This window comes from Nocardia lijiangensis NBRC 108240, assembly GCF_001613045.1.
Taxonomy (GTDB): domain Bacteria; phylum Actinomycetota; class Actinomycetes; order Mycobacteriales; family Mycobacteriaceae; genus Nocardia; species Nocardia lijiangensis.
On the sequence record NZ_BDBP01000016.1, the window covers coordinates 63,978 to 89,401 of the forward strand.

1 protein-coding gene is annotated in these 25,424 nt (G+C 67.2%); it reads right to left on the bottom strand.

Annotated elements, in window-relative coordinates:
- Window positions 1-37: 37 nt before the first annotated feature.
- A complete protein-coding gene (locus tag NL1_RS39295) occupies window positions 38-24,178 on the bottom strand; it encodes a type I polyketide synthase (RefSeq protein ID WP_281180783.1) in 24,141 nt (8,046 codons plus the stop codon).
- Window positions 24,179-25,424: the final 1,246 nt, after the last annotated feature.

Here is a 25,424-nt window from a genome sequence, read left to right on the forward strand (position 1 = left end):
CGGCACGGGCTTTCCACCCGTGCCGCGCACATCGCCGTCAGTCCTCTGATGAGTTGTTGTAAGCCATATCGATCAAGTCATCGATATCGAGCTCGTCGATCGATTCATCCGAGATGTTCTGATCGATCTCGCTGTGGCTTTCCTGTCCATGTGCGAGCTGCATGAGTGCATCCAGCAGGCCCGCGTCGCGGAGACGGGCGACGGGGATCGTTTGCAGGGCTCGGCGAATATCGTTTTCCGACGAATCCGTCGACCGGCCGGTGTTGCGGTGGTCGGTGAACTCGTCGGCCAGATATTTGGCCAAAGCCTCCGGTGACGGGTAGTCGAACACCAGAGTCGCGGGCAACCGCAGACCCGTCACGGATTTGAGAGCGTTGCGGAATTCGATAGCGGTGATCGAATCGAAGCCCAATTCGTTGAAGGCCCTGTCCGCCGCAATCGCATTCGCATTCTGATGACCCAGCACTGCCGCGACCTGACCGCGCACGATTTCGACGAGCACACCGAGGCGTTCGCTGTCGGGTGTGTTCGCCAAACGGGCGCGAAGCGCCGTGGGTGCGCCCGAGGCTGTTGCGCGGCGCGCTGGCACCAGGCCGGACAACAAGGTCGCGGCGAACCCCGTGCTGCGGAGACTCCCCAGATCGAGACGGGCGAGAATGGGAGCCGCCGTGCCGATGTCGGTAGCGGCATGGAACAGCGCCAAGCCCTGCTCCTCCGACAACGGCAGCATGCCCGTACGAGACATGCGGTGCCGATCGACGTCGCTGAGCTCCGCGCCCATCCCGCCATCCATGCTCCACAGACCCCACGCCAGCGACCGGCCGGAGCGCCCGGATGCCCTGCGGTGTGCCGCAAGTGCGTCCAGGCAGGCGTTGGCCGCGGCGTAGTTGCCCTGACCAGGGCTGCCGAATGCTCCGGCCGCCGAGCTGAACAGCACGAACGCTTTCAGCGGCAGATCGGCGGTCAATTCGTGCAGGTGCAGAGCGGCATCGACCTTGGGCCGCAAAACCACATCCATCCGATCCGCGGTCAGCGAAGCGATGGCGCCATCGTCGAGCACACCGGCCGTATGGAACACACCGGTGAGCGGACGGCCCGCGGGAACGTCCGCCAACACCTCGGCAAGCGCCCCACGGTCGGCGACATCGCAGGCGGCGAACTCGACTTCGGCACCGAGACCCTGCAACTCCGCCCGCAGCTCAGCAGCGCCGGGAGCGGATTCACCACGGCGGCTCAGCAACAGCAGGTGACGGACACCCAGGGCGTTGACCAGATGCCGGGCGAACAATCCACCGAGGAAGCCGCTGGCACCGGTGATCAGCACCGTCTCGTCCGGACCGAAAGTGGAGCTCGGAGCCGAAGCGGTCGCCTGAGTGGCGGCCGCTCGGGTGAGTCGCGCACCGTGTACCTGTCCGCCGCGCACGGCCACCTGCGGTTCCTCCGCGGCCAGAATCCCGCCGAGCAGCCCGTCGATGTCGGAATCGGTGTCCACCAACATGATCCGGCCGAGGCTCTCCGCCTGCGCGGAACGAACCAGACCACCCACGGCAGCACCGGCCAGATTCGTAATGTTCTCCCCGGCAACCGATACCGCACCACTGGTCCGAACCACCAGCACCGACTCACCGGACCGCTGATCGGCAATCCAGGACTGAAGCGCTTGCAGCACATCGTGAGTCGCGGCACGAACGGCGGCGGGATCGTTGCCCGTCGGGCACTCCAATATCACCGCCGCCGGGACCTCGTCGCCGAGATCCGCCCACGACACTGCGCTGACCTCGGCATCGGACACCGAGATCGGTGTCCAACCAACCTGGAACATCGCATTACCGACAGCGGACGCACCGGCCGTGAGCTGTGCGGGATCGATGGGCCGGGAAGCCAGGTGCCGCACCGTGGCGACCGGAGCGCCCGACGGATCCGCCAGATCCAGAGCGGCGCCGTGCTCACCGACGCGGGTGAGCCGAACACGCAAGGCGTTGGCACCGGCCGCGTGCACGGTGATACCGGACCACTCGAACGGCAGCGCGAGCCCACTTCCCTCCGCGGGCGAGTGCCGGGCGATGAGCAGTGCGTGCAAGGCGGAGTCGAACAGCGCAGGGTGGATCCCGAAACCCTCGGCATCCCGCGGATCGGGCAGCGCGACCTCGGCGAACAGCTCGTCGCCACGCTGCCAAGCCGCCTGCAAACCCTGGAAGAACGGGCCATACCCATACCCGGCATCGAGCAGCTCGTCGTACACACCGTCGATCGGCAACGGCTGCGCACCAACCGGAGGCCAGGCGGTGAGATCGGCTTCGGCCGCCACCTCGCCCGGGGCAAGGACACCTTCGGCGTTCAACGTCCACGACGACGCCGAAGCGACATCATCAGGGCAGGAGAAGATCCGCACCGCGCGACGGCCCGTCGGGTCCTGGTCGCCGACCACAATGCGCAGCGCGAGCCCGCCGGACTCCGACAGCACCAGTGGGGCCTGTAGGACCAGCTCCTCCAGGGTCGAGCAGCCGACCTGCTCCGCCGCGTGCAGGGCAAGTTCGACGAGACCTGTGCCGGGGAACAGCACGGTGTCCATCACCCTGTGATCGGCCAGCCATGGGTACGTCTGCGCCGACAGGCGGCCGGTGAGGGTCACCGCGTCGGAGTCCGGTTGCGATATCACCGCCGAAACCAGGGGATGTCCGGTCGCCACCAGACCCATCGCCCGAGCGTCACTGCCGCCGGCGAACCCTTCGGCCATCCAATAGCGTCGACGCTGGAAGGCATAGGTGGGCAAGTCGATTCGCCGGCCTCCGGAACCGGCGTACAGACCGGCCCAATCCACCGTGGAACCTGCGACGTGCAACCGGGCGAGACCCGTCAGCAGGGTCGAGGGATCCGCGTTGTTGCGCTTGGTCAGAGCGATTGTGGTTGCGGTGTCGAGAGTTCGAGCGATCATCGGGGTCAGCACCGCATCGGGCCCGACCTCGACGAACCGGGTCACACCCATGCCCGCCATCACGGCGACCGCATCAGCGAATCGCACCGTGTCCCGGACCTGACCGACCCAATACGACGGATCCGACATCTCGGCACCGACCCGGGCGCCAGTCACCGTGGACACCAGCGGAATGCCGGGCCGACTGAACGCCAAACCCTGCACCACCGAGGCGAACTCAGCCAGCATCGGCTCCATCAGCGCCGAATGGAACGCATGCGAAACACGCAACCGATGCGTCCGCCAACCACGCTCGACACAACGATCGACCACAGCAGCGACATCGGCCTCGACACCGGAGAGCACCACCGACGACGGACCATTGACCGCCGCGATCGACACCTCGGGCTGGGCTTCGACACCTCCCAGCAACGCCAGCACCTCGGCGACCTCGGCTTCCGAGGCACCCACAGCGACCATCGCCCCACCCGTCGGCAGCGCCTGCATCAACCGGCCACGCGCCGCCACCAACACACACGCATCCCCAACCGACATCACCCCGGCCACATGCGCGGCCGCGATCTCGCCGATCGAGTGACCGGCCACCACATCCGCCCGGACTCCCCACGACTCGAGCAGCCGGAACAATGCCACCTCGAACGCGAACAACCCCGCCTGCGCGAACACCGTCGCATCGACCAGGTCATCGCTCGACAGCGCCTCACCCAGCGAAACCGACTGCCCCAACAGCGGATCCAGCTGGGCAACGATCGCATCGAAATGCTCGGCGAACACCGGATACGCTCCGCGCAGCTCGGCGGACATCCCCGCCCACTGCGCACCCTGACCCGAAAACACCACACCAGTCGAACCCGACACCACACGACCGGTCACCACACCGGGCGCCTGCACGTCGGAAGCCAGCGCCCGCACTCCGGCGAGCAGACCGCCGCGGTCATCGGCCATGACAACAGCACGATGCTCGAAGACACCACGCGTCGACGCCAACGAGTAACCCACATCGATCGGATCGTGGTCGTCGACATACGACGCCAGGCGGGCGGCTTGACTCGCGAGAGCCTCGCCACTACGTGCCGAGAGCACCCACGGCAGCACTCCACCAGCCGAGCCGGTACCGACCGCAGGCACCGATCCCAGCACCGGCGCCGAATCCATCACCGGCGGAGCCTGTTCCACGATGACGTGCGCATTCGTGCCACTGATACCGAACGAGGACACACCGGCACGACGCGGCCGATCCACCACCGGCCACGCCACCGACTCGGTCAACAACCGAACGTGGCCCTCGGACCAATCGACCTTGGTACTCGGCTGATCGACGTGCAGGGTCTGGGGCAGCACACCATGCCGCATCGCCATCACCATCTTGATCACACCACCCACACCCGCCGCGGCTTGCGCGTGACCGATGTTGGACTTCAACGATCCCAACCACAACGGACGATCCGGGTCACGATCCTGCCCGTAGGTAGCCAGCAATGCCTGGGCTTCGATCGGATCACCCAACGTGGTGCCGGTGCCATGGGCTTCCACAGCATCGACCTCGACCGGGGACACTCCGGCATTCGCCAGTGCTTGGCGGATCACTCGCCGCTGCGAGGGACCGTTCGGCGCGGTCAAACCATTCGACGCACCATCCTGATTCACCGCCGAACCAGCAAGCACCGCCAACACCTGATGACCATTGCGGCGCGCGTCGGACAACCTCTCCAACACCAGTACACCGGCGCCTTCGGACCATCCGACACCATCGGCGCCATCGGCGAACGACTTACACCGCCCATCCGGCGACAACCCCCGCTGACGACCGAACTCGAGGAACATATCCGGTGTCGCCATGACTGCCACACCACCGGCCAACGCCAGATCACACTCGCCCGACCGCAACGACTGCCCGGCCAAATGCAGAGCCACCAGCGACGACGAGCACGCCGTATCCACGGTGACCGACGGCCCTTCCAGACCGAAGACATACGACACACGACCCGAGACCAAACTGCCTGCGGCACCGCTACCGGTTCCGGTTGCCTGGGCGTAGTCGTGGTACATCAGACCGGTGAACACGCCGGTCGAACTGCCCCGCAGCACCGCCGGATCCATACCGGCCCGTTCCAACGCCTCCCACGAGACCTCCAACAGCAACCGCTGCTGGGGATCCATCACCGTGGCCTCGTTGGGGCTGATTCCGAAGAAGTCCGCGTCGAATTCGGCTGCGGAGTACAAGAACCCACCACTGCGCGTATAGGTCTTGCCCGCCTTACCGGGTTCGGGATCGTAGATGCCCTCGATGTCCCAGCCTCGATCCACCGGCATCTCCCCGGTGGTATCGATGCCCGACACGACCAGATTCCACAGGTCCTCCGGCGAGGCGACCCCACCTGGATAACGGCAGGCCATCGCGACCACAGCGATCGGCTCGTCGTCGGCTCGAACCCGACTGACCGCGCGCTCTTCGACAGCTTCGGTTCCGGTGAGTTGCGTACCGATGAACTCTGCCACGACTTGTGGATTGGGGTAGTCGAAGATGAGCGTGGCCGGGAGTTGCAGACCGGTCGCGGTGTTGAGCTTGTTGCGGAACTCGACGGCGCTCAACGAGTCGAACCCGAGCTGCTGGAAAGCCTGCTGGGGTTCGACGAAATCGAGGGAGGCGTGTCCGAGGATGCCTGCGGCAACCGACCGGACGAGATCGACCAGAGCACTGTCGCGGTCGGAATCCGACAGGCCTGCCAGCGTCTGCAGAAACGCCTGACCCGCCGGGGTCCGGCTATGGCGGCGCACAGGTGCCGGTGCGATCGCGCGGACGAGAGCCGGGATCTGCTCGCCCCGTGTTCGAAGCACTGCGGGGTCGACCCGCAGTGCTACCAGCTGAGCGGTATCGGCGGCGATCGCCGCATCGAACAATGCCAGACCCTCGGCCTCGGTCAGCGGCGGGAAGCCCTGCCTGCGCATCCGATCGAAATCGTCCTCGGACAGCTCGATACCGAGCCCGCTCGACCGCGCCCACATGCCGTAATCGAGGGAGGTCGCAGGTAGCCCCAACCTGTGACGATGCGCCGCAAGGGCATCCAGGAAGACATTCGCCGCTGCGTAATTGGCTTGGCCCGCGGCCAGCACCAACCCACCCGCCGAGGACAACAGCACGAACAGCGACAGCGACCGATCACGCGTGAGCTCGTGCAGATGCCACGCGGCATCGACCTTGGGCCGGAACACATACCCGATCCGGTCCGCCGTCATCGACTCGATCACACCGTTGTCGGCAGTTCCCGCCGCGTGCACCACACCCACCAGCGGATGCTCGTCGGAGATGCCGTCCAGCAGCGCGGCCAGCGCGGACCGATCGGACACATCACACGCGGCAATGGTGACCTCGGCGCCGAGCTCGATCAACTCGTCACGCAACTCAGCGGCACCCGGAGCGTCCAGGCCACGCCGAGACGTCAAAAGCAGATGTCCCACACCATGTTCGGTCACCAGATGCCGAGCGATCACAGCACCCAGACCACCGGTACCACCGGTTACCAGCACGGTGCCCGGCTCTGTCAGCCGAGCGATCGTGCCCGGTGCGTGGCGGGCCAAACGCGGCACAAGCAGGGTCGTGCCGCGTAGCGCGGCCTCCGGTTCCCCAGCAGCGGCTGCCAGTGCGGTCGCGACAGCGAACAGGTCACCGTCCTGATCCAGATCTACAAGCTGGAACCGACCCGGGTGCTCGGCCTGCGCGGCACGCAGCAGCCCCCACACCGGCGCTTGATCCAGACGCACCTGCTCGGAATCGGCAACGGCCACCGCTTGCCTGGTCGACACAACCAAACGGGAGGCGGCGAAACGGGTTTCGGCCATCCAGCCCTGGACGGTGTCGAGAACAGAGGTCACGACCTGCCGGGCCGCCGCTGTCGGCGGACCGTCTTGGAGCGGGCACTCGAGCAGCACGATGTCAGGAGCAGCCGACTCCTCGGCCGCATCCAGATCGGTGATCAACGCCGCGAGATCACGATAGCGCCGAACTCCATCGGAACTCTGGTCACCGCTGTTCGGCCCGGAACCGAGGACCGCCACGCGGCCCGGGTCGACACTCACCGCCGACGACGGCGCAACGGTGACCCATTCCACGCCGAAGAGGGCCTCCGGCACCCGGCCCGCGCCCAGGCGTTCGGCCGACACCGGCCGAGCCACCAGAGCGCCCACCGACAGCACCGGCCGGCCCTGGTCATCGGCTATCTGCACGGCGAAGTCGTCGCCTTCGGGGATGCTGTGTACCCGCACGACGGCGGCACCGGCCGAGTGCACGACCACACGGTTCCAGGCGAAAGGCAGCACCGCGGAATCATTTCCGCTGCGACGACCATGAATGATCTCGGTGTGCAAGGCCGCGTCGAATAATGCGGGATGGATTCCGAAACCCTTGGCATCCTGCGGATCCGGCAGCGCGACCTCGGCGAACAATTCATCGCCGCGCCGCCAAGCCGCCCGCAGACCCTGGAAGAACGGGCCATACCCGTACCCGAGTTCGAGCAACTCGTCATAGGCTCCGTCGACGTCCAACGGCTGCGCGCCCACCGGAGGCCACGAAGTCAGATCGAAATCAGCCACGACGTCACCCGGGGCGAGCACGCCCTCGGCGTGGAGCGACCAAGGACCCTCTGCAGCCTGTCGAGAATGGACGGTCAGTCGTCGGCGACCGGCCTCGTCGGCAGCGGCCACCACGACCTGTACCGCGACACTGCCTTCGGCGGGCAACGTCAACGCGGTGTGCAGGACGAGCTCGTCCACCACCGGGCAGCCCAACAGACCGCCGACATAACCGGCCAGCTCGACGAATCCGGTACCCGGCAGCAACACGACTCCGTGCACACTGTGGTCGGCCAGCCATTCGACGGAGTCCAGCGACCACCGGCCGGTGAAGCTCACTCCACCCGACTCCGGGTGCGGCACAACGGCACCGAGCAAGGGATGGTCCACCGTATCGAGCCCGACGGCGGTGATTCCGCCGAGTTCGGCACCGAGCCACGACTGGGCCAACATCTGCTTGGCGTCGAGCCAGAACCGCTCGTGTTGGAAGGCGTAGGTGGGCAGGTCGATTCGCCGAGCTCCGGCACCGGCGTAGAGACCGGCCCAGTCCACCTCGGCACCTGCCACGAACAACCCGGCCACCGCATTCAATACGGTTGAGGCATCTTCGTGGCCACGCCTCGTCACAGCGACTGCCGTCGCGTCACTGAGCGTTTGGGCGACCATCGGGGTCAGGACAGCGTCGGGCCCGACCTCGGCGAACCTGGATACACCCATGGCCGCCATTGCGGCGACCGCATCGGCGAACCGCACCGTGTCCCGGACCTGACCGACCCAATACGACGGATCCGACATCTCGTGCTCGACCCTGGCACCGGTCACCGTCGACACCAACGGGATGCTCGGGCGCCTGAACGCCACATTCTCGATCGCCGTGGCGAATTCGGCGAGCATCGGCTCCATCAACGCTGAATGGAACGCGTGCGACACCCGCAACCTGTGTATACGCCAACCCTGTTCGGCGCACCGATCGGCGACAGCCACGACATCGTTCTCGACACCGGAGAGCACCACCGACGACGGACCGTTCACCGCAGCGATCGACACCTCACCGGCCAGCATCGGTAGTACGTCGGCCTCGGACGCACCGACGGCAATCATCGCCCCGCCCGCGGGCAGCGCCCACATCAACCGGCCACGCGCCGCCACGAGCACACACGCATCCGACAGCGACAACACACCCGCCACATGCGCGGCAGCCACCTCACCGATCGAATGACCGGCCACAACATCCGCACGCACGCCCCAGGATTCGAGCAGCCGGAACAACGCCACCTCGAACGCGAACAAACCCGCCTGCGCGAACACGGTCTGGTCGATCAGGTCATCGCTCACCAAAGCAGCACTCAGCGAAACAGTCTGCCCCAGTAGCGGATCCAGTTCAGCGACGATCGCGTCGAAATGCTCGGCGAACACCGGATACGCACCATGGAGCGCGGCGGCCATGCCAGCCCACTGCGCACCCTGACCCGAAAACACCACACCCGTCGAACCCGGCACCACACGACCGGTCACGACGCCAGGAGCCTGCACGCCAGCAGCCAATGCCCGCATACCCACGAGCAGACCATCACGACCCTCGGCCACGACGACCCCGCGATGCTCGAACACACTGCGCGCCGACGCCAGCGAGAAGCCGATGTCGAGCGGATCATGTTCGCCCACATGCGATGTCAAACGATCGGCTTGATCGGCTAGCGCCTCGCGACCGCGTGCCGAAACCACCCACGGCAGCACAGCCGGGACGGTCCGCACAACCGGCACCGGAGCGGGCTCCACCACCGACGCCTGTTCCAGGATGAGGTGAGCGTTGGTTCCGCTGATACCGAACGAGGACACACCGGCACGACGCGGCCGATCCACCACCGGCCACGCCACCTGCTCGGTCAGCAACCGGATATGGCCTTCGGACCAATCGACCTTCGTGGAGGGCTGATCGACGTGCAGGGTCTGCGGCAGCAGCCCGTGCCGCATCGCCATCACCATCTTGATCACACCGCCGACACCCGCCGCCGCCTGAGTGTGACCGATATTGGACTTCAACGACCCCAACCACAACGGACGATCCGCATCACGGTCCTGCCCGTAGGTAGCAAGCAGCGCCTGCGCCTCGATCGGATCACCCAAGGTGGTACCGGTGCCGTGGGCTTCCACCGCGTCGACCTCGGTTGGGGAGACCCCGGCATTGGCCAATGCTTGGCGGATCACCCGTCGCTGCGACGGACCATTCGGCGCGGTCAAACCATTCGACGCACCATCCTGGTTCACCGCCGAACCCGCGATCACCGCGAGAACCTCATGTCCATTGCGGCGGGCATCGGACAACCGCTCCAACACCAGCACACCGGCACCCTCGGACCAGCCCACACCATCGGCGGCATCGGCGAACGACTTACTCCGCCCGTCCGGCGAAAGCCCCCGCTGCCGACTGAACTCGACAAAGACCTCCGGCGTCGCCATCACCGCCACACCACCGGCCAACGCCAGATCACACTCACCCGACCGCAACGACTGCGCAGCCAGATGCATCGCCACCAAAGACGACGAGCACGCCGTATCCACGGTGACCGACGGCCCCTCCAGACCGAACACATAAGAGACTCGACCGGACGCGATAGATCCCGAATTCGAATTGACCGGATAGTCGTGGTACATCATGCCGGTAAAGACGCCGGTCGAACTGCCACTCAGCACGGTGGGATCGACACCGGCCCGCTCCAATGCCTCCCATGAGGTCTCCAGCAACAGGAACTGCTGCGGATCCATCAGCGCGGCTTCATTGGGACTGATGCCGAAGAAGACGGGATCGAACTCGCCGGCAGAATGCAGGAATCCACCCTCACGCGTGTAGGTGGTGTGCGGTGTTTCGCCGGTGGGATCGTAGATACGTTCGGTATCCCAGCCGCGATTCACGGGGAATTCCGACGTCGTGTCGATCCCGTCTACGACCAAATTCCAGAGATCCTCGGGCGAACTGACACCACCCGGGTACCGGCAAGCCATGCCGACGATCGCAATAGGTTCGTCGGCAGCAGCTTTGGCGGCAGTGACCGCGATGTCCTCTCCTGCGCCGGTGAGCTCGCCGGCGAGGTATGTGGCCAGCGCCTGTGGTGTCGGGTAGTCGAACACCACCGCGGCCGAAAGCGACAGGCCGGTGGCGGTTTTGAGCCGGTTACGCAGCTCGACCGCGCTCAGCGAATCGAAGCCCAGGTCCTGGAACGCGCGATCGGGATCGATCGCGGACGCACTGTCATGCCCGAGCACGGCCGCGACGTACGTGCGCACGGTATCGAGTACCGCCTGCTGCTGTCGATCGGCGTCCAGACCGGCCAGCCGCTGCTGGAGACCAGACATCACCGCCGATGTCGCCGCCGGCCGCCGGGCGGCTCTCGGCGCCAGTTCCCGCAGCAGCGGTGGCAGCAGTCCGGCATCGGCCTGGACACGAATCGCGGCGGTGTCCACCGCGGCGATCACCGCGTGTGCCACGCCTCGGTCGAGCACCGCATTCCAGCCGGCCAACGCCTGCTCATCCGGCATCGCGGTGAATCCGCCCCGGCTCATCCGGGCCACATCGGTCTCACTCAGGTGTCCGGTCATGCCGCCCGAGCGTGCCCACGGACCCCACGCCAGCGATTGACCGGCCAGCCCTCGTGCACGACGGTGCGCCACCAGCCCGTCGAGGAAGGTATTCGCGGCCGCGTAGTTGGCCTGTCCTGGTCCGCCGATCGTGCCCGACACCGACGAGAACACCACGAACGCCGCCAGATTCAGCTCCGCGGTCGCCTCGTGCAGGTGCCAGGCGGCATCCACCTTCGGTGCCAGGACTGCGTCCATCCGTTGTGCGGTCAGCGACGCGATGATCCCGTCGTCGAGCACACCCGCGGCATGGATCACGCCCGTCAACGGCCACTGCGCCGGCGCTTCGGCAGGCAGCCCCGCCACCGCGTCGGCGTCGGTGACGTCGCAGGCCACCACCCGAACCTGTGCGCCCAGTTGCTCCAACTCGGCGCACAGCGGTGCCACGCCCTCGGCCCGCGGACCGCTGCGGCTCACCAGTAACAACGACCGCACGCCGTGCTCGGCCACCACGTGGCGGGCCACCACCGCACCCAAACCACCTGTGCCGCCGGTGATCAGCACCGTTCCCGTGCCGAAGGCGGAGGCATCATCGCCAGGTACGGAAGGCACCACGGTCGCGGGTCGGGTGAGCCGAGCGGTGTGGGTGACTCCGGCGCGCACGACCACTTGGGGTTCGCCGACGGCCATGACAGTGGCCGCGAGTTGCTCATCGATGCCGGTGTCCGCATCGACCAAGACGATTCGGCCCGGATCTTCCGTCTGCGCTGTGCGCACCAAACCCCACACCGCGGCGCCGGCAAGGTCGGTGAGGTCTTCATCGGGCAGCGCGACCGCGCCGCGCGTGGCGATCAGCAGGGTGCTCGAGGCGAACCGGTCCTGATCCAGCCATGCCTGCACCACCTCGAGGATCCGCGCGACCTCGGAATGGGTGGCGGTCACCACGTCGGTGCCGGTGTGTTCGTCCCACCCGAACCCGGCCTCGACCACCACCACCGGGGGTACCGGCGACTCCGGATCCAGGTCCCACCGACCCACGGCCACATCTCGAGGTGCTACAGCCACCACCGCGGACTCGGACGCGGTCGGCGACCACACCAGTTCCAGTACCGGATCGGCCGCGCCCGCGGCAGCCACGGCGAGCTGCTCGAGTGGTATCGGCCGGGTCTTCACCGATCCCGACAACACCGGCTGTCCCTGCTCATCGGCTACCGACACCGACACCGACGATCCGGTCGTGGTCAGACGTACGCGCAGCACCGAGGCTCCGGCCGCGTGCAGCGACACCGATTCCCACGAGAACGGCAGCACGACCCGCCCGGCCGCGACCGTGAACGGTGAATCAGGCTTTCCCGCACCGCTTTCGAGTACACCGGCCAGCAGTCCCGCCTGCAGGGCAGCATCCAGCAGTGCCGGATGGATCCCGAATCCTTCGGCTCGCACCCCGGTGTCCACATCGACGGCGATCTCGGCGAACACCTCCGCACCGCGTCGCCACAGCGCCCGCACACCCTGGAACGCCGGACCGTAGTCGTAACCACGCGCCAGCAGCTCCGGGTACGCGGCCGCGACATCGATACCACTCGACGCGGCAGGCGGCCATGCCGCCGGTTCGGGTTCGGTCATGTCGTCGTGGGTGGTCAGCAGGCCCCGCGCGTGCAGTACCCACTGTCCGTCGCGGTCGTGTTCATCGCGGGAGTAGATCGATATCGGCCGCTGCGGGGACTCGTGTTCGGGCCCGCCGACGATGACATGGATCTGCACACCGCCTGCGGCGGGTAGCAGCAGTGGCGCCTGTAGCGTCAATTCCTCGATCACCGGACACCCGGTCACGGCGCCGGCACGCAACGCCAGCTCCACAAACCCGGTGCCCGGCAACAACACCGACCCGGCCACCGCATGGTCGGCCAGCCAGGGCTGTGTCGCTACCGACAATCGGCCGGTCAACAGCACGCCACCGGACTCGGGCATCGACACCATCGCGCCCAGCAACGGATGGTCCACCGCACCCAAACCCACGGATTCGACACCCGCCGTGCCGGCAGCGGCCTCGAGCCAGTAGCGACGGCGCTGGAACGCATAGGTGGGCAACGCCACCCTATCCGTGCGGCGGCCTGCATACAGCGGCGTCCAGTCCACCCCTACACCGACGACAGACGCTTGTGCCAGCGCGGACACGAACTGAGTCGGCTCGTCGATCGAGCGCCGGGCGGCCGCAACCACCGTCGACTTGGCCTCGACGGCCGGAGTCTCGACAAGACATTGCCGAGTCATCGCGGCCAGCACCGCATCCGGTCCGATCTCCACGAACCGCCGCACACCTGCCTCGACCAGAGCGTCGATCCCTGGTGCGAACCGGACGCACCCCCGTACCTGCTCGACCCAGTACGCAGGATCGGTCAGCTCGGCAGCGACCACGACCGCCGAAACGTTCGACACGATCGGCAAGGACGGCTCGCGGTACGTCAATCCTTCGGCGACAGCGCGGAACTCGTCGAGCATCGGCTCCATCAACACCGAGTGGAACGCGTGGCTGACCCGTAGCCGGGAGGTCTTCACTCCATCCGCAACCAGCCGGTCAACGATCTCGTCTATCGCGGACACTTCCCCGGACAACACCACCGACGACGGGCTGTTCACCGCCGCCAACGACACCCGGCCGCCGAACTCGGCCAGCACCTCCAACGCCTCGGCCTCCGACACCGCGACCGCGAGCATTGCCCCGCCCTCCGGCAAGGCACCCATCAACCGACCCCGCGCCACAACCAGCGCACACGCGTCCTCGAGCGACCACACCCCCGCCACATACGCCGCCGCCAACTCACCGATCGAATGCCCGATCAGCAGATCCGGTGTCACACCGAATGATTCGATCAACCGGAACAACGCCACCTCGAACGCGAACAACGCCGGCTGGGTGAATTCGGTCCGATCCAACACACCCTCGGTGTCGGCGAACATCAGCTCCTTCAAGGACAGCGCGGCGCTCCTCGATGGGTGGGCCCGACCCAACAACGGATCGACCTGCGCGCACACATCGTCGAACGCCGCCGCGAATACGGGAAACGCCTCGTACAGCCCCGCACCCATCCCCATCCGCTGCGCACCCTGCCCCGTGAACAGAAACGCCGTCTTCCCCGAACCCGCCGACCCCTCGATCGTGCGCGGCGAACCCACCGCCAAATCGGCCAGACCCGCCAGCAGTTCGTCCCGATCCCGGCCGACGACGACACCGCGACGATCCAGCAATGCCCGCGAGTCCACCAATGACCGCGCCACCGACCAGATGTCGACCTCCGGGCGATCGGCCAACCACGCCCGCAACCGCTCGGCCTGCGCCCGCAGGCCCTCCTCCGATGTGGCCGAGATCGTCCACGCCACAGCGACATCGATGTCCGGCAAGGCCGATCCGTGCTCAGGCATCGATACCGCCTGGGCCGGAGCCTCCTCGATGATCACGTGCGCGTTGGTGCCGCTGACTCCGAACGAGGACACACCGGCGCGGCGAACCGTCCCTCCTGCGCGCCATGGCTCCGGCTGGGTGAGCAGGCGCACCGCGCCGGCCGACCAATCCACGTGCGGGGACGCCGTTTCCGCGTGCAAGGTCGGGGGCAGGGTTTCGTGGCGCAGCGACTGCACCATCTTGATCACGCCACCGACACCGGCCGCCGCGACGGTGTGACCGATATTCGATTTGATCGATCCGATGCGCAGCGGCTCCCGATCCCCACGCTCCTGCCCGTATGCGGCGATCAACGCGTTGGCTTCGATGGGATCCCCCAGCGGAGTGCCGGTCCCGTGCGCTTCCACCGCATCCACGTCGGCGGGTGTGAGCCCGGCATTCGCGAGGGCCTGCGCGATCACTCGCTCCTGCGACGGACCGTTCGGCGCGGTCAGGCCATTGCTCGCACCGTCCTGATTCACCGCACTGCCTCGGACGACGGCCAGAATGTCATGGCCGAGCCGCTGCGCATCCGACAGCCGCTCCAGGACCAGGACGCCCACGCCCTCGGCGAAGGCCACACCGTCGGCCGCGGCGGAGAACGCCTTGCAGCGGCCATCCGGCGACAGGCCGCGTTGCCGCGCGAAATCCACAGAGAGATACGGGGTTGCGGCCACGGTGACGCCGCCCGCCAAGGCCAGCGACGTTTCGCCCTGACGCAAGGCCTGACACGCCAAGTGCAAGGCCACCAACGACGACGAGCATGCGGTATCGATGGTGACCGCTGGTCCCTCGAGGCCGAACACGTAGGCGACGCGGCCGGAGACGACACTGTGGGTGGTGCCGGTCAGCCGGTACCCCTCGAGGTCGCCGGTGACGCGGTCGACATACCCCGAGGCGCACGCACCCGCGAACACGCCGGTATCGCTGCCGCGCAACGTGATCGGGTCGATGCCGGATTCCTCCAGCGCCTCCCATGATGCTTCGAGCAGCAACCGTTGCTGCGGATCCATCGCCAGGGCTTCCCGCGGGCTGATTCCGAAGAATCCGGCGTCGAAATCAGCGGCGTCGTCGAGGAATCCGCCGCCACGGCTGTAGACCGTGCCGGGCCTATCCGGATCCTGGTCGATCAGCTGGTCGAGATCCCAGCCGCGATCGTCGGGGAATTCCGTGGTGGCATCGGTACCCGATCGCACCAGATCCCACAACTGCTCCGGGGTTCGGACGCCACCGGGGAATCGGCAGCTCATGCCGACGATCGCGATGGGCTCGTCCACGCGGACGCGGCGCGACACCCGTGTCGTCGCGGAACCGGACGCTGTGCCCTCGATCTTGGAGTGCAAGAGGGTGGCAACCGCCGCGGCCGTGGGGTGGTCGAAGACCAGGGTGGACGGCAGCTGGACGCCGGTGGCCTTCGACAGGCGGTTGCGGAACTCGACGCCGCCGAGCGAGTCGAATCCCAGTGCGTCGAATCGGGCGTCGGGGTTGATGTCTTCGGCGGCGCCGTGCCCCAGGACGGCTGCCACGTGCTCCCGGACCAGCTCGAGCACCACCGCGGATCGTTCGGCCTCTGGTACCCGGCTCAGTTGTGTGCCCAGCGAACTCGACGAGGCCGCGGTCGGGGCTGTGGTGCGGGGCAGATAGCCGCGCAGCACCGCCGGCACCGCACCGTCGCGCGCTTCGCGCCGCAGCTGCGCCGGGTCGAACCCGATCGCAGCCAGGTGCGCGGCGGCGCGGCCGGTGGCCGCATCGAAAAGCCGGAGACCTTCATCGTTTCCGAGCGGGTGCAGACCGAGCCTTTCCCAGCGGGCGACGGCGCTGCGGTCCAGAGCGCCGGTCATACCGGCGCCGGAATTCCAGGGCCCCCACGCCAGCGAAATCGCGGACAGCCCTTCGGCTCGGCGACGGTGCGCCAGCGCGTCGAGGAACGCGTTGGCTGCCGCGTAGTTGCCCTGCCCCGCCGATCCGATCGTTGCCGCAACGGACGAGAAGAGCACGAAGGCCGACAGGTCACGATCGAGAGTGAGCTCGTGCAGATGCCATGCGGCCGCGGCCTTCGAGTCGAACACTCGCCGCAGTTGCTCGGCGGTCAGGCCTGCGAGGGTGCCGTCATCGAGGACGCCCGCCGCATGCACTACGCCGGTCAGCGGATGATCGGCCTCGATCGAATCCAGTAGCGCACGGAGGGCTGCTCGATCACCGACATCGCAGGCCGCCACCCTGACGGCGGCCCCAGCTTCCGACAGCTCGGATACCAGTTCCGTTGCACCAGCAGCCGTTTCGCCACTTCTGGACACCAGCAGCAAGCGGCGGACTCCGTGTGCGGTGACCAGGTGCCGGGCCACGAGCGCGCCGAGACCACCGGTGCCACCGGTTATCAGTACGGTGCCATCGCCAAATGACAGTGTCGGGTGGGCCAGTGTCGCGTAGCGACTCGATGAGGGGTGGTGGTCGGGTGACGGGTGGGCCTGCCCCGGCTCGGCATCCTGCTCGGCTCGTGCTTTCGCGAGTCTGGGCACGAGCAATGCTCCGGCGCGCACCGCGACCTGCGGTTCGCCTGCCGCGATCACCGTACCGATCGGCATCGAACCGCCCAGGGGCGCAGCGGCCGACGGATCGTCATCGATGAGAACGAACCGGCCCGGATATTCGGATTGGGCGCTGCGCATCAGGCCCCAGACGGCTGCCGCGGCGAGATCCGGCGCCTCGCCCGGCAGTGCGACGCCTTTGGTGGTCACCACGACGAGCCGAGTGTCGGCCAGACGATCTTCGGCCAGCCAGGCCTGGACCGTCGCCAAGACCGTTTCCAGGTGGCCGCGCACGGCCGCCGGATCGTCGGCCTCGGTGCTGTCCTGCGGATGCCAGATCACGACATCCGGAATTGTTTGTGCCGCCGCAAGTTCCGATGGGCTCGGCGAGCAGGTGTCGATTCCGGCGACCGGCGCCGAACCGAGGACGGCCATCCGTTCCGCGGACACACTCGGTGTCGCTGCCTCCGCGGGCGTCCACTGGACGCCGTAGAGATCGGCGTCGTCCCCGGCCAATGTGCCGCGCATCTGCCGTACGTCATAGGGCCGCATGACGACCGCGTCGACGGAGACCACGGGCCGCCCGGAATCGTCCACGGTCGCCACGGAGATCGTCTCCGGGCCGGTCGCCGTGGCGATGACTCGCAGCTTCGTCGCCTTGACCAACGGCTGGTGCAGTCGCGCCCCGCCCCAGCGGAACAGCAACCGGCCGGTGTTCGGATCGCTGTCCTGATCGCGCCAGACGAGCCCTGCCAGACCGGCGTGCATCACCAGATCGAGCAGAGCGGGATGCAGATCGAACCGCTCCGGTTCCGGCGCGGCCGCGGTATTCAAGGTGATCTCGGAGAAGACTGTCCCACCCCGCTGCCATGCGGCGTCGACACCGAGGAACGCGGGACCGTATTCGAGTCCGGAGCCCTTCGCGATCTGCTCGGGAATCCATGCGGTGTCGAGGGTTTCGGCATCGACCGGCGGCCAAGCCGCATCGCGCAGCTGGTTCAGCAGAGCGTCTTCGCCGTCCCAGGAGGGGGCCAGTACGCCACTGGCGTTGCGCACCCATTCGCCCGCTCGGCGACCTGTCTTACGGAAGTAGAAGCTGAACTGCCGTCGCCCGGTCCGGTCCGGCTCCTGCACCGACACCTGGAGTTCGACCTCGTCGTCCTCCGACGGAAGGATCGGAGCCTCCAGGGTCAGCTCCTCGACGACGCCGCAACCTATTCTGCTGCCCGCCACGAGGAGGAACTCGACGAGCGTCGCACTCGGCAGCACCACGGTGCCGTAGGTCATATGGTCGGCGACCCACGGGTCGGTCGGCAGCGAGAACCGGCCGGTGAAAACGAACTCGTCCTTACCGGCCACCGGCACCACACCGGTGAGCAATGGGTGGCCGTGGGCGTCGCCGATGGCTTGGGGACGCGGCGGCAACCAGAATCGCTGGTGTTGGAAGGCGTACGTGGGCAGGGGAACTCGTTGCATCGCGCGGCGACCGAACAGTGGCGTCCAATCCACCCGCATGCCGGACGTGTGAGCGTGCGCCAACATCGTCAAGAACTGCTGGGGCTCATCGTGATCGCGGCGCGTAGCCGCGGCCACAACCGACGACTCCGCGCGCTCCGGCAGGGTCTGCCGGGTCAGCGCCGCCAGCACCGCGTCGGGCCCCACTTCCAGGAAGCGGCGCACACCGGAGTCGATCAACGTCTCGATACCCGGCGCGAATCGCACCGCGGCCCGCACTTGCCGAACCCAGTAGGCGGCTTCCATCATCTCGTCCCCGGCAAGCTGGCCGGAAACGTTCGATACCACGGGAAGGCGTGGCCGGTGATACGTCAAGCCCTTTGCGACAGACTCGAATTCGGCAAGCATCGGCTCCATCCGATGCGAGTGGAAGGCGTGGCTGACCCGCAGCCGCGACGTCTTCCGGCCACCCTCGACGAATCGAGCCTCGATTTCGGCGACCGCGTCCTCGTCGCCCGAGATCACCAGGGCCGCAGGCGCGTTCACCGCGGCGATTGACACTCGCTCGGGATACCGCGCGACGACATCATTCACTTCGGTTTCGGATGCTGCGATGGCCAGCATCGCTCCGCCCTCAGGCAACGCTCCCATGAGACGGCCGCGCGCTGCCACCAACCGGCAGGCATCCTCGAGCGACCACAGACCCGCGATGTACGCGGCGGCGACTTCGCCGATCGAGTGGCCGATCACCACGTCCGGGGTGATGCCGAACGACTCCAGCAAGCGATACAGCGCCACCTCGAAGGCGAACAATGCAGGCTGGGTGAACTCCGTCCGATCCAGAACCGTGGCATCACTACCGTCAGGTGCAGCGCCGCTGAACATGAGTTGCTTCAGCGAGCACTCCAACACCGGATCGAACTGAGCGCACACCGAATCCAACACGTCCGCGAATACCGGGAACGCCTCGGACAGACCGGCGCCCATACCGATCCGCTGTGCACCCTGACCGGTGAACAAGAATGCCGTCGTCCCCGAACCGATGTCGCCCGCGATGACACCTGCGCCGGTTCCCGATTCGGCGAGATTCGCCAACCGCTCGAGCAGCTCGTCCCGATCGTTGCCGAGGATCACACTGCGCGAGTCCAGCTGCGCTCGCGACGTCGCCAGTGCATACGCCGCATCCGCGACATCGATCTCCGGCCGCTCCGACAACCAGGCACGCAGCCGGGCGGCCTGCGCGCGCAGACCCGCCTCGCCCTTGCCCGACACCAGCAATGGGGTGACCGGCACAGCGATGTCCGCGCGTCGCTCCGCATCGTCTTCGATGTCGCCCTCGGCAGCCCCCAGCGCTGCCGCAGGTGATTCTTCGAGGATCACGTGCGCGTTGGTGCCGCTGATCCCGAACGACGACACACCGGCCCGGCGCACTCGATCGCCCGCGGTCCACGGTTCGGTTTCGGTCAGCAGACGTACCTCGCCCGCGGCCCAATCCACGTGGGGCGACGGCGTTTCGGCGTGCAGCGTCCGCGGCAGCCGCTCGTGCCGCATCGCCTGCACCATCTTGATCACACCGGCCACACCGGCGGCGGCCACCGTGTGGCCGATGTTCGATTTCAGGGAGCCGATCCGCAAGGGTTCGCGATCGCCGCGGTCCTGTCCGTAGGCGGCGATCAATGCCTGTGCCTCGATCGGATCGCCGAGAGTCGTGCCGGTCCCGTGCGCCTCCACGGCGTCCACGTCGACCGCCGAGATCCCCGCATTGGCGAGGGCCTGCGCGATCACCCGTTCCTGCGACGGACCGTTCGGCGCGGTCAGGCCATTGCTCGCACCGTCCTGATTCACCGCGCTACCGCGAACGACGGCCAGGATGTTGTGGCCGAGCCGCTGCGCATCCGAAAGTCGCTCGAGCACGAGCACACCCGAACCCTCCGACCACGCCACACCGTCGGCGGCGGCGGAGAACGCCTTGCAGCGACCGTCCGGTGACAGGCCGCGCTGGCGGGAGAAGTCCACGTACAGATACGGGCTCGCCGCGATGGTCACACCACCCGCGAGAGCCAGCGAGCTGTCGCCCTGGCGCAGCGCCTGGCACGCGAGATGCAACGCCACCAGCGACGACGAGCACGCCGTATCCACCGTCACCGCGGGCCCTTCCAGGCCGAACACGTAGGCGACGCGGCCCGAGATGACGCTGTGCGAGGTACCGGTCAGCCGGAATCCCTCCAGGTCACCGGTCACCCGCCCGGAGTATCCCGACGAGCAGGCACCGGCGAAGACGCCGGTGTCGCTGCCCCGCAACGACACCGGGTCGATACCCGCGTCTTCCAGGGCTTCCCAGGCTGTTTCGAGCAGCAGCCGCTGCTGTGGATCCATCGCCAGCGCTTCGCGAGGACTGATGCCGAAGAAACCCGGATCGAAATCGCCTGCGCTGCCGAGGAATCCACCGTGGCGGGTGTAGACCTTGCCCGGCTTATCGGGGTCCGGGTCGAAGAGCCGGTCCAGGTCCCAGCCGCGGTCGTCGGGGAACTCGCCGATCGCGTCCCGGCCCGCGGCCACCAGCTCCCACAGATCCTCGGCGGAGCGCACACCGCCCGGGAATCGGGCGCTCATGCCGACGATGGCGATCGGTTCGTCCGCGGTCGCACGCCGCGAAGCCCGCCGCTGCCGAGTATCGGTTCCCGCGATCCGCGACCGTAGCAGCGCCGCAACCGCACTCGCGGTCGGATGGTCGAAGATGAGCGTCTTCGGCAGCGGCACACCGGTGGCGCGTATCAGGCGGTTCTGCAACTCCACCCCGCTGACGGAGTCGAAGCCGAACTCGGTGAACGGTAGATCGGGATGGATCGATCGAGCCGACTCGTGGCCTAACACGGCAGCGGCGTGCTCACGAACGATATCGAGAACTACTGTGTCGCGCTGGTATTCGGGAGCCGCCAGCAGTTTGCGTGCCAGCGGGCTGTCCTCCCACGCCGCGGTCGGCTCAATACCTTCGGAGACTTGCTCCTCGGTCGCCGCAACAACGTCGCTGACCACGGTGAGGCCACCGGAAGCGACCGGCGCACCGGCCCAGAAGTTGCGGCGCTGGAACGCGTATGGCGGCAGGTCGACCCGCGCCCCACCGGAGACCAGCGCGCGCGGATCCACCTGCACACCGGCGCAATGGGCCTGTGCCAGCGACGCCATGAACCGTTCCGGGCCACCCTCACCGCGCCGCAACGATCCGACAACAGGCACGCCCTCGGCCGCACCGGCCGCCTCGGCGGTTACGCCGATGCCCATCGTGAGCACCGGATGCGGACTCGCCTCGATGAACCCGTTGATACCGTCGTCGATCAGCGCCGTAACGGCATCGGCGAATCGAACCGGTTCCCGCAATGACCGATACCAGTACTCGGCATCCAGTTCCGCCGTATCCAACCGGTCGGCGAATACGGTGGAAAAGAACGGCACCGACCCGGATTGCGGGCGGATCGGCTCCAGTTCCTCGAGCAGCCGATCACGCAGCCGCTCAACCGCTTTCGAATGCGATGCGTAGTCCACCGGAATCCGGCGGGCCCATACGCCGTCACGGGCGCAGCCGGCGAGGAAGTCCTCCATCGCCGAAACATCACCGGCTATCACACTTTGCGCCGGTCCGTTCACCGCCGCCAACGACAGCCGATCCCCGTACACCGACAAACGTTCCCGGACCGCATCCGCGCCGAGTCCGATCGAGGCCATACCGCCCTGTCCGGCCAGCTCATCGGCGACCGCCCGCGATCGGAGAGCCACCACACGCGCCGCATCGGACAGCGACAGTCCACCGGCAACGTAGGCGGCGGCGATCTCGCCCTGGGAATGGCCGATCACCACGTCCGGCTCCACACCGGCCGCTCGCCACATCCGGGCCAGCGAGACCATCACCGCGAACAGCGCCGGCTGCACCACATCCACACGATCCAGCGGGGGCGCCTCACCTTCGCCACGCAGCACCGCCGTCAGCGACCAGTCCACGTACGGCGCCAGCGCCGCTTCACATTCCGTGATCGACTCCGCGAACGCGCCACCCGAAGCCAACAGCCCGAGCGCCATCCCCTCCCACTGGCTGCCCTGCCCCGGGAAGACGAACGCGACCCGCCGCTGCTCGGCCCGCGCGGTTGCCGGCTCGATCGCCACAGCGGGCGCGGCCGGATCGGCCAGCGCTGCCAATCCGGCCAGCAGCTCCGTTCGATCCCGTCCGACGACGCTGCCGCTCCACTCCATTCGGGCTCGCGTGGTCAGCAGCGAGTGCGCCACGTCGACTTCATCCAGCTCCGACCGGCGGAGCAGCCACTCCCGTAGCCGGGCCGCTTGCGCACGCACGCCGTCCTCGGTGCGGGCCGACACCACCAACGGCACCGCACCGGCCGCACCGTCCACCGTGGACGCGGCGGACCCGACGACCGGCGCCTCCTCCACGATCACGTGGGCATTCGATCCCCCCATACCGAACGACGACACGCCTGCGATGCGTACGCCCTCGACCGGCCAGTTCTCGGTGCCCGTCACAACCCGTAAACCCAAGTCCTCGAGTGGAATTCGCGGATTCGGTGTCTCGAAGTTCAGGCTGGCGACCAGTTCCCGGTTGCTCAGACAGAGCACGGTCTTGATGAGGCCCGCGATACCGGAAGCACCTTCCAGATGCCCGATATTCGTCTTGACCGATCCGACGGCCAGCGGCGCATCCTGCGCGCGGCTCACCCCGTAGGTTTCGCCGAGCGCGGCGGCCTCCACCGGATCACCGGCGGGTGTTCCGGTCCCGTGCAATTCGACGTACTGCACCGACGGCGCCTCGACACCTGCCGCGGTCAGCGCGGAGCGAATCGCCGCGGCCTGCGCATCCCGGCTCGGGGCGCTCAGCACCCGGCGTTCGTTGCCGGTGTTGACCGCACTACCGCGGATCACGGCATGAATCCGGTCGCCGTCGGCGACCGCCTGCGCCAGTGGTTTCAGCACCACCATGCCGCCGCCCTCGCCGCGCACGAACCCGTCGGCTCGCGCATCGAGGGTGTAGCACGCGCCGAGCGCCGACTGCGCGCCGAACTGCTCGATACGCGCACCGCTCGTCGGCGAGAGAATCAGGTTCAGACCGCCGGCCAGGGCCACGTCGCTCTCGCCGCTGCGCAGGCTCTCACAGGCCAGATGAACCGCGACCAGCGAGGATGCCTGGGCGCTATCGATGACGATGCTCGGGCCGCTGAAACCGAAGTAGTTCGAGATCCGGTTGGCGATGATGCCGCGTCCGACGCCCCACAGCGAGTGGCGGCTGACACCCGGGCCGCCCTGGGAGGCCAGGATTTCGGCGAAATCGCTTCCGGTGGAACCGAGGAACACACCACACCGCCGGGCATCGCGCGCGGTGGCGGCCAGGCCGGCGTCCTCCAGTGCCTCCCAGCTCAATTCCAGCGCCAGCAGCTGTTGAGGATCGATCGCCCGCGCCTCGTTGGGCGAGACACCGAAGAAGTCCGCGTCGAAATACCCTGCGGTGTCGATGAATCCAGCACGCTCGGTGATGTTCTCCCGCCCCGGGGGAGCTGTGCCGATCTCGGCGCGTCCCTCCCTGAGCAGTTGCCAGAAACTGTCGAGATCGGCCGCACCCGGCACTCTGCAGGACATGCCGACGATAGCGACGTCAAACGCCGATCCAGTCACCTCTGAACATCCTTCCTCAAGGCATGCTGTGACCCCCCGTAAGCATCTGACGTGTGTGTTTGTTGTCGGTCACCGTTTTCGGAGACGTTTGCCGGTCGCCCCGCCGGCAATGCGTTCTCGATTCGGCGTTCCCGCCGCGGCTCCTCAGCGATGGCGGTCGGTGGACGACCGCCGCCTCCCGCGACACCATCCGGATCGCGGAGCGGATCAGGTAACCATCAATTCGTAGGTCAAAACTTCGGTTTAAACTAAGATTCTGTTAAGCTAGGGCCCACTCAGACGATTCCTACTTCGACATAATGGATTTCGACGTGGTCGAGGCTCGGCGAATCGCCCCGAGTCATCCGGAGCGCCTTCGCAGGCGGCCTCGGACTTCGAGGAGATGCGCGCAAACTGGACCCGGCTGCGCCGCCGGGCTCAGTCGAGCAATCGATCAGCGAGCCACGCTTCAGAAAACTGAAGCGCTACGGGGTATGCCAGGGAAGCGGCCTTCGCGCCATCGAGGCGCGCGCGAGAGGGTGTAGTGCCCGAACAAGGTGCGTAGGTCGCACCTAGGCTATGACAGTGTGGATTGGCACAATGATCCCTCTCGGATTTTCGTACGACAGCACAGAATTCATGGTTACTGAACAGTATTTGCACGATCTTGAACTTGTCAACCGCTCGGAAGCATCTCGACGGCTACCCTGATCCAGGACGTGTTGCAGGCTCGTTCGAGGCGGTGGTCACCGGCCCGCTCCGGCGCTCTACCAGTGGAGATCCGAGGGTTGTCGGCGTCCTTGCCGCGGTCGCCGCATCTCGCTGTTCTCGGTGATCGATCGCCGCCGCAGGCCGTTCGAGTGGTGGTTGTGTTCGTTCACCACGACGAGATCCTTCCGCCGACCCGCCACGAAGCTCTCCGCTCGGCCTCGACCGCCGGTTGCCGAGATCCTGGGATCAACGAGCTCACTGAGCGAATCAGGCAACCGCGGGCCCGGTGCCGGTACGGAATCTCCTGTCCCAGAGACTGATTCGAAAATCGGTCTATGATCTTGACACGGACCGGGCGGCCGCCTGCCACGCCGACCTCACCGCCCCCATGACGAGCGGCTCGTAGTGCTGCATATTTGACCGATCGGTCGCGATAGCTCTAGCATCTCGAAATATGGCGCGTACCAAGGAGTTCGACCCCGTTGTCGTGTTGGACCGCGCACTGGAAATGTCCCGGCAGCGAGGCTATGAGGCATCCTGGACCGCGGATCCGACC